Genomic DNA, 6,302 nt, shown 5'->3' on the forward strand with positions numbered 1-6,302 from the left:
CGGGGCCGCTGCGCGAGAGCCTTCGGCGGTGGCATCGGACGGAACCTCCCACGCATGTCGGTGCCGACAGGAACGTGGCGTCCCGCTGACACTCCCGCACGAAGGGTGGCAGCACGGGCGTGACGAGGCCGTCACCCCCGTGTCTTCACGCCGTCTCCTTGAGCGTGGGGAAGCCCCGCGGTCACAGGGGGCCGAGCAGGCCGTTGGTGAGTCCGCACAGCGCCTTGATCAGATCCTGGCCGAGCACCCGCCAGGATTCCTCCGCCGTGGCGGGGTCGATGCGGCCGTTCGCCAGGTCGTACTCCAGCTCGGCGAAGGCGTGCACGGAGAGCTGGCGCACCATGGTGCCGTGCCGGGCGCGGAGTTCGGGGCGGATGCCGTCCCGGCGGATGGCACCTATCTCATCCAGCAGGCGGAGCGACGGCGTGTCCAGATGGTCCTGAAGGACGTAGTCGCGCAGCGCGGGCTCGACGAGGGCCTGGGCGAGGAAGCGGGCACACCATGTGGGAGTGCCCGCTTCGATGTGGTTCTCGACGTTCGGCAGGATCAGGCAGTTGTAGTGCTCCTCCAGGGACACGGTCTTCCGCTCGCGCAGCGCCTCCACCATCACGATGCGGTGTTTCTCGACGAGGCGGGTGTGGCTCGACAGGATCGTCTCGATGAGCCCGTCCCGGCTCTCGAAGTGGTACTGCACCGCTGAGTTGTTGCGCTGGCCGGCCGCCTCGCTGATCTGCCTGACCGATACGTTCGCGAACCCGCGCTCGGCGTAGAGCCGTTCGGCGGTGCGCATCAGTTTGTCCCGCGCGAGCGCGGAGCGCGGAGACGGCGGGGCAGCCGGGCCGGGAGGAGTCATCCCGTCAGGCTAATGGCACCGGTCAGGCATGCCCCGGCCGTACGCACGGCGCCGCTCGCTCACCGCGCCGCCGCGCACCGTCACCAGGTGACCCACAGATCCTCGAAGCCGCCCGCCGAGATCCCCTCGCGCATGCGGAGGTCTTCCGGGGCGTCCCGCAGCCGCAGTTCGGGCAGGTGCCTGACAAAGGTGGCCAGGCACACCTGGAGTTCCACCCGGGCCAGCGTCTGGCCGACGCAGAAATGCGGTCCGGCGCCGAAGGCGACGTGCTGGGCGCTGTTCTCCCGGCGCGGATCGAACCGGTCGGGGTCGGGGAACTTGCGCTCGTCCCGGTTGGCGGCGTGCAGATTGACGAACAAGGTGCTCCCGGCGCCCACCGGCACCCCGCTGACCTCCGTGTCCTCGGTGATGAACCGGGGGATGCCCACCCCGCCGAGAGCGTCCAGCCGCAGGGTCTCCTCCACCACTCCCGGTACCAGCCCGGGATCGGCGAGCAGGGTTTCGTAGCGCTCCCGCTCCGACAGCAGCATCGCCGTCATCTTGAGGATCATGTTCGAGGTGGTCTCGTGCCCCGCGAGCAGGAGACCGACCACGGTGGCGATGAGTTCGTCGTGGCTGAGCCGGCCGTCCTGGCTGTCGGTGATCTGGGTCAGCTCGCTGAGCAGGTCATCACCCGGCCGCGCCCGCTTGCGCTCGACGAGATCGGATGCGTAGGCACGGAACTCCGCCTGCGCGTCGTCCACTTCGGCCTGGGTGTAACGCGTCAACGTCAGCAGCGTTTCCGACCAGCGGGCGAACTTGTCCTGGTCCTCGCTCGGCGCGCCCAGCAGCGCGCAGATGACCCGCACGGGAAGGGGGAGGGCCACCGTCGCGCGGAGATCGGCGGGTGATCCCGTGGCCACCATGGCGTCCACCAACTCATCCGCCATCTCCTGGACGCGCGGGCGCCACGCTTCCATCTTCTTGACCGTGAACGCTCGGCTGAGCAGCCGTCGCCACCTCCGGTGTCCCGGGCCCTCCTTGATGTCGGCGTCCCCCTGGGAGGGCCGGCTGAACGTCCCCCCGTCCTCGGTGGTCGACATGCGCGCGGCGCCCTCGCGGGCGAGATTGCGGCTGAACCGCGGGTCGGTCAGCAGCCCACGGACCTCCTCGTACCCGGTGAGCAGGCCGACCACGTCCCCACTGGGCATCCGTACGTGCGCGACGGGGCAGGTGGCCCGCGTCTCGGCCCATTCCCGCGGGGGCTCCAGTGCGTTCGGCTGCTCGAAGGGGTAGTCGGGGATGACTTCCGTCATGGGGGGACTCCTCCGGTGTCGGGGACCTGCGATCACCGTAAGGCGGTCGTCTTATTGAGACAATCGCCTTAGAAGGGGTGGCTGACATTCGACCGACAGCCAACAGGGGTGGTTGGATACGGCGCATCTGGGGTAGGGAGGCGGTGGGACCGCCGCGCTCAGACGTCGCGGCCGACGCGGTGAGTTCGCCCGCGCGCACGGGGTCAACAGCTCTCGCCTTTGTCTAAGGAAATTTGCAGAACTTGCCTGCGGGGGTCTTTCGGCGCGCTGCCGGGCCGACGGCGAAGCTAGCATCGACATCGAGCCAGCCGGTGTAGCCGCCCGACGACCTCGCTACATGGGTTATGAAATCGATGGAGGAGTCTTGGTCGACGCCCCGCACCCCCCTGTGCCAATGCCTACCAAGCGGAGCCGCCCCTTCAATCCTCCGGATGGTTACGCCCCCCTGCGCGAGCAGGAGCGGATAACGCGCATGACTTATCCGGGCGGCACGCCCGGGTGGCTCATCCTGCGCCATGCCGAAGCGAAGGAACTGCTCACTCATAAGAGCTTCAGTGCGCGCCAGGAGGGGTTGGTTTCTCCCGTCCCCACCGAGCTGCAGTACGACGGCCGTCCGGCCGATCCCGGTGCCTTCGCGAAGACGGACGACCCGGTCCACAGTCAGTACCGCAAGCTGCTCACCGGCTTTTTCACGGTCCGGCGCACGCGTCAGCTCGCCCCCATGATCGAGCGTATCGTGCACGAACAACTCGACGACCTGGAAAAGGCCGGGCCGGGCGCCGATCTGGTGGACGTCTTTACCGAATCCGTTCCCTCCCGGGTGATGTGCGAGATGATCGGCATCCCCGAATCGGAGCGGAAGACCCTCCAGCGGCACGTGGAAACACTCGGACGGCTCTCCTGTACCGTTCCCCAGGCGCTTGCCGCTGTCTCCGGGATGAATGGATTCCTGGCCCGCTTCATCCCCATCAGGATGGACGACCCCCGGGACGACCTCCTCGGAGACCTGATCCGGGGCGGGCAGCTCGATGAGCAAGAACTCATGGGCATGGCCGCCACGTTGATCAACGGGGCCTTCGACACCACGGGCAACATGCTCGCCATGGGCGTCTTCACCCTGCTCGAGCACCCCGATCAACTGGCCAAGCTCCGCGAGGACCAGGAGCTGATGGGAGCCGCCGTCGAGGAGCTCCTCCGCTTCCTCACCATCTCCCACCTCGGGGCCAGCCGGTGGGCGCTGGAAGACGTCGAGTTCGCCGGCCAGAGCATCAAGAAGGGCGAGGTGGTCACCGTCGCCCTCCCCGCCGTCAACCGCGACCCCGAGCGCTACGACAACCCCGATCAGCTGGACATCGGCCGTACGGACCACGGTCACCTGGCACTCGGCCACGGCGTCCACCAGTGTCTCGGCCAGCACCTCGCCCGCACGATCCTGCGCGTCGGCTACGAGGCCCTGTTCGACAGGTTCCCCACGCTGCGACTGGCCGTGCCGAGCGACGAGGTCCCCATGCGCGACGACTTCGTGCACTACGGCCCCAGGTCGCTTCCCGTCACCTGGGACGACTGATCGAGAAGTCAAGCGGTGAGTGTGTGGCGGACGGTGTGGAGTTCTCGCACCGTCCGTCACGCAAGAGGGCCGACAAGACGTACCACTAACAACAAGGTAGGACTGAGACCCGATGAGGATCACCGCCGACCGTGAGGTGTGCTGTTCGGCGGGCCAGTGCGCGCTGATCGCGCCTGACCTGTTCGACCAGAGCGACGAGGACGGCTCCGTCGTTCTGCTCGACGCGCAGCCCGACACCGGACGGCTGGACGTTCTGCGCGAGGTCGTATCCCGCTGCCCGACCGGTGCGATCCGCGTCGAAGAAGACCCTGGCGTGTGAAAACAGCGCGTGCAATCTCGGGGACGCGAATAGCGACGGAGAAGGCATAGTGGCAAGTGTCACACGGCCGGTGAAACACTGCTGAAACAAAATCCCGGGAACACGCCCGGGGGTGTCAACCACGCCTGAGTGGGTTTCTAGGGTTTCCCTTATGGGTCCAGAGCTAGTGTGGCCGGTGTCCGTCTGGCAGTCCGTGTTTTCATTACTTTCAGGGCCGTTGCGCTCTCCCAGCGAACGACGCGTTAAGTGTGGAGTTTCTGATGCCCGCTGCATCCAACCAGAACAAAGCTGTTGAAGCACTGCGCAAGTCGTTCAAGGAGATCGAGCGGCTTCGGCGTCAGAACCGCCAGCTGATCAGCTCGGCCACGGAGCCCATTGCCATCATCGGTATGGCCTGCCGATTCCCGGGTGGAGTGAATTCCCCGGAAGCGCTGTGGCGGCTGGTCGCGGACGGAACGGACGCGATCTCGCCCTTCCCGACAAACCGCGGCTGGGACGTCGAGGGGATCTACAATCCCGACCCGGACCATCCGGGTACCAGTTACGTTCGCGAAGGCGGCTTCCTCCACGACGCGGACCAATTCGACTCCGCGTTCTTCGGCATCTCGCCGCGCGAGGCCCTGGCCATGGACCCCCAGCAGCGGCTGCTGCTGGAGACGTCGTGGGAGGTTATGGAGCGGGCGGGCATCGACCCCGCCTCACTGCGTGGCAGCCAGACAGGCGTCTTCACCGGTGCCATGCACACCACTTACGCGTCCGACGCCGCGCAGATCCCGGACGAGATCGAGCCGTACCTCCACAACAGCGCCACCACCAGTATCGCCTCGGGCCGTGTCTCCTACACCTTCGGCTTCGAAGGCCCCGCGCTGACCGTGGACACCGCCTGCTCATCGGGGCTGGTCGCCCTGCACCTGGCCGCGCAGGCGCTGCGTCAGGGCGAGTGCTCCATGGCGCTGGTCGGCGGTGCGACGGTCATGGTGAGCCCCGAGGGCTTCGTCACCTTCAGCCGCCAGCGCGGACTGGCCACCGACGGCCGGTGCAAGGCGTTCGCCGACGGAGCCGACGGCACTACATGGTCCGAGGGCATCGGTGTGCTGTTGGTGGAGCGGCTGTCCGACGCCCGGCGCAACGGGCACCAGATACTGGCGGTGGTGCGCGGCTCCGCCGTGAACCAGGATGGCGCGAGCAACGGTCTGACGGCTCCCAACGGCCCGTCACAGCGCCGTGTGATCCGGCAGGCCCTCGAAAACTGCGAGCTGACCGCCGGTCAGGTCGACGCGGTCGAGGCGCACGGTACCGGTACCACGCTGGGCGACCCGATCGAGGCGCAGGCGCTGCTGGCCACGTATGGGCAGGACCGGCCGGACGGACGACCGCTGTGGCTGGGCTCGCTGAAGTCCAACCTCGGCCACACCCAGGCTGCTGCCGGTGTGGCCGGCGTCATCAAGATGGTGATGGCGATGCGGCATGGTGTGCTGCCGAAGACGCTGCATGTCGACGCTCCGTCGAGCCACGTGGACTGGTCCGAGGGCCAGATCGAGCTGCTGACCGAGGCGAGGCCGTGGCCGGAGACGGACGAGCCGCGCCGGGCCGGTGTGTCGTCGTTCGGTGTGAGCGGGACGAACGCGCATGTGATCCTGGAGCAGGCTCCGGAGGTCGAGGCCGAGGCGGAGGTTGCCGAGGAGCCTGCTGACGGTGGTGTCGCGGGTCCGGTGGCGTGGGTGGTGTCGGGTCAGAGCGATACCGCGTTGCGGGCGCAGGCCGGGCGGCTGCGGGAGTTCGTGGCGGCCCGTCCGGAGCTGGGCGCCGCCGATGTGGCTCTCTCCCTGGTGACGACCAGGTTCGCGTTCGAGCAGCGCGCCGTGGTGACCGGGACCAGCCGTGAGGAGCTCCTCGAGCGCCTGGAGGCGATGGCCGAGGGGGCGAAGCTTCCCGGTGTGGTCTGGGGAAAGGACGCCGAAACACCTGGCCGTTCGGTGTTTGTGTTCCCGGGTCAGGGTGCGCAGTGGGTGGGCATGGCGGTGGACCTGCTCGAAAGCTCGCCGGTGTTCGCGGAGGCGATCGGTGAGTGTGAGGTGGCGCTGTCGGCTCATGTGGACTGGTCGCTGACGGATGTGCTGCGTGGGGTTGAGGGTGCGCCTGGTTTTGATCGGGTGGATGTGGTGCAGCCGGTGTTGTTCGCGGTGATGGTGTCGTTGGCGAAGTTGTGGCGTTCGGTGGGTGTGGAGCCGGATGCGGTGATGGGTCATAGCCAGGGTGAGATCGCCG

Annotated in this window: 5 protein-coding genes; 3 read left to right on the plus strand and 2 right to left on the minus strand. The window is 67.7% G+C overall.

Features of this window, described 5'->3' with window-relative positions:
- Nucleotides 1–181 precede the first annotated feature (181 nt).
- Together J5X86_RS30905 and J5X86_RS30910 are read right to left on the minus strand one after the other, a co-directional pair.
- The gene (locus J5X86_RS30905; RefSeq protein WP_208519987.1) at nt 182–853 is read right to left on the minus strand and encodes a TetR/AcrR family transcriptional regulator; all 672 of its coding nucleotides are present in this window, start codon (nt 851–853) and stop codon (nt 182–184) included.
- Nucleotides 854–933: 80 nt separating this feature from the next.
- The gene (locus J5X86_RS30910) at nt 934–2,148 is read right to left on the minus strand and encodes a cytochrome P450 (protein WP_208519988.1); all 1,215 of its coding nucleotides are present in this window, start codon (nt 2,146–2,148) and stop codon (nt 934–936) included.
- Between the two features lie 472 nt (nt 2,149–2,620).
- Between J5X86_RS30910 and J5X86_RS30915 the strand changes: the two genes are divergently transcribed.
- From J5X86_RS30915 to J5X86_RS30925, 3 genes are all read left to right on the plus strand, one after another.
- On the plus strand, nt 2,621–3,715 hold the full coding sequence (locus J5X86_RS30915) for a cytochrome P450 (protein WP_243981842.1): 1,095 nt from the start codon (nt 2,621–2,623) through the stop codon (nt 3,713–3,715).
- A gap of 112 nt (nt 3,716–3,827) precedes the next feature.
- Entirely contained in the window at nt 3,828–4,034 is a 207-nt protein-coding gene (locus J5X86_RS30920; protein ID WP_014057308.1) for a ferredoxin, read from the plus strand.
- A gap of 260 nt (nt 4,035–4,294) precedes the next feature.
- Nucleotides 4,295–6,302: type I polyketide synthase (locus tag J5X86_RS30925; RefSeq protein WP_208519990.1), on the plus strand; the 2,008-nt coding region annotated here is incomplete at its 3' end.

This window comes from Streptomyces sp. NEAU-YJ-81 (genome assembly GCF_017592595.1).
Lineage (GTDB): Bacteria > Actinomycetota > Actinomycetes > Streptomycetales > Streptomycetaceae > Streptomyces > Streptomyces hygroscopicus_B.

Excerpts from the sequence above, each read along its gene's own strand:
- J5X86_RS30905 (WP_208519987.1), bottom strand. The coding sequence starts at position 853 with ATGACTCCTCCCGGCCCGGCTGCCCCGCCGTCTCCGCGCTCCGCGCTC.
- J5X86_RS30910 (WP_208519988.1), bottom strand. The coding sequence starts at position 2,148 with ATGACGGAAGTCATCCCCGACTACCCCTTCGAGCAGCCGAACGCACTG.
- J5X86_RS30915 (WP_243981842.1), top strand. The coding sequence starts at position 2,621 with ATGACTTATCCGGGCGGCACGCCCGGGTGGCTCATCCTGCGCCATGCC.
- J5X86_RS30920 (WP_014057308.1), top strand. The coding sequence starts at position 3,828 with ATGAGGATCACCGCCGACCGTGAGGTGTGCTGTTCGGCGGGCCAGTGC.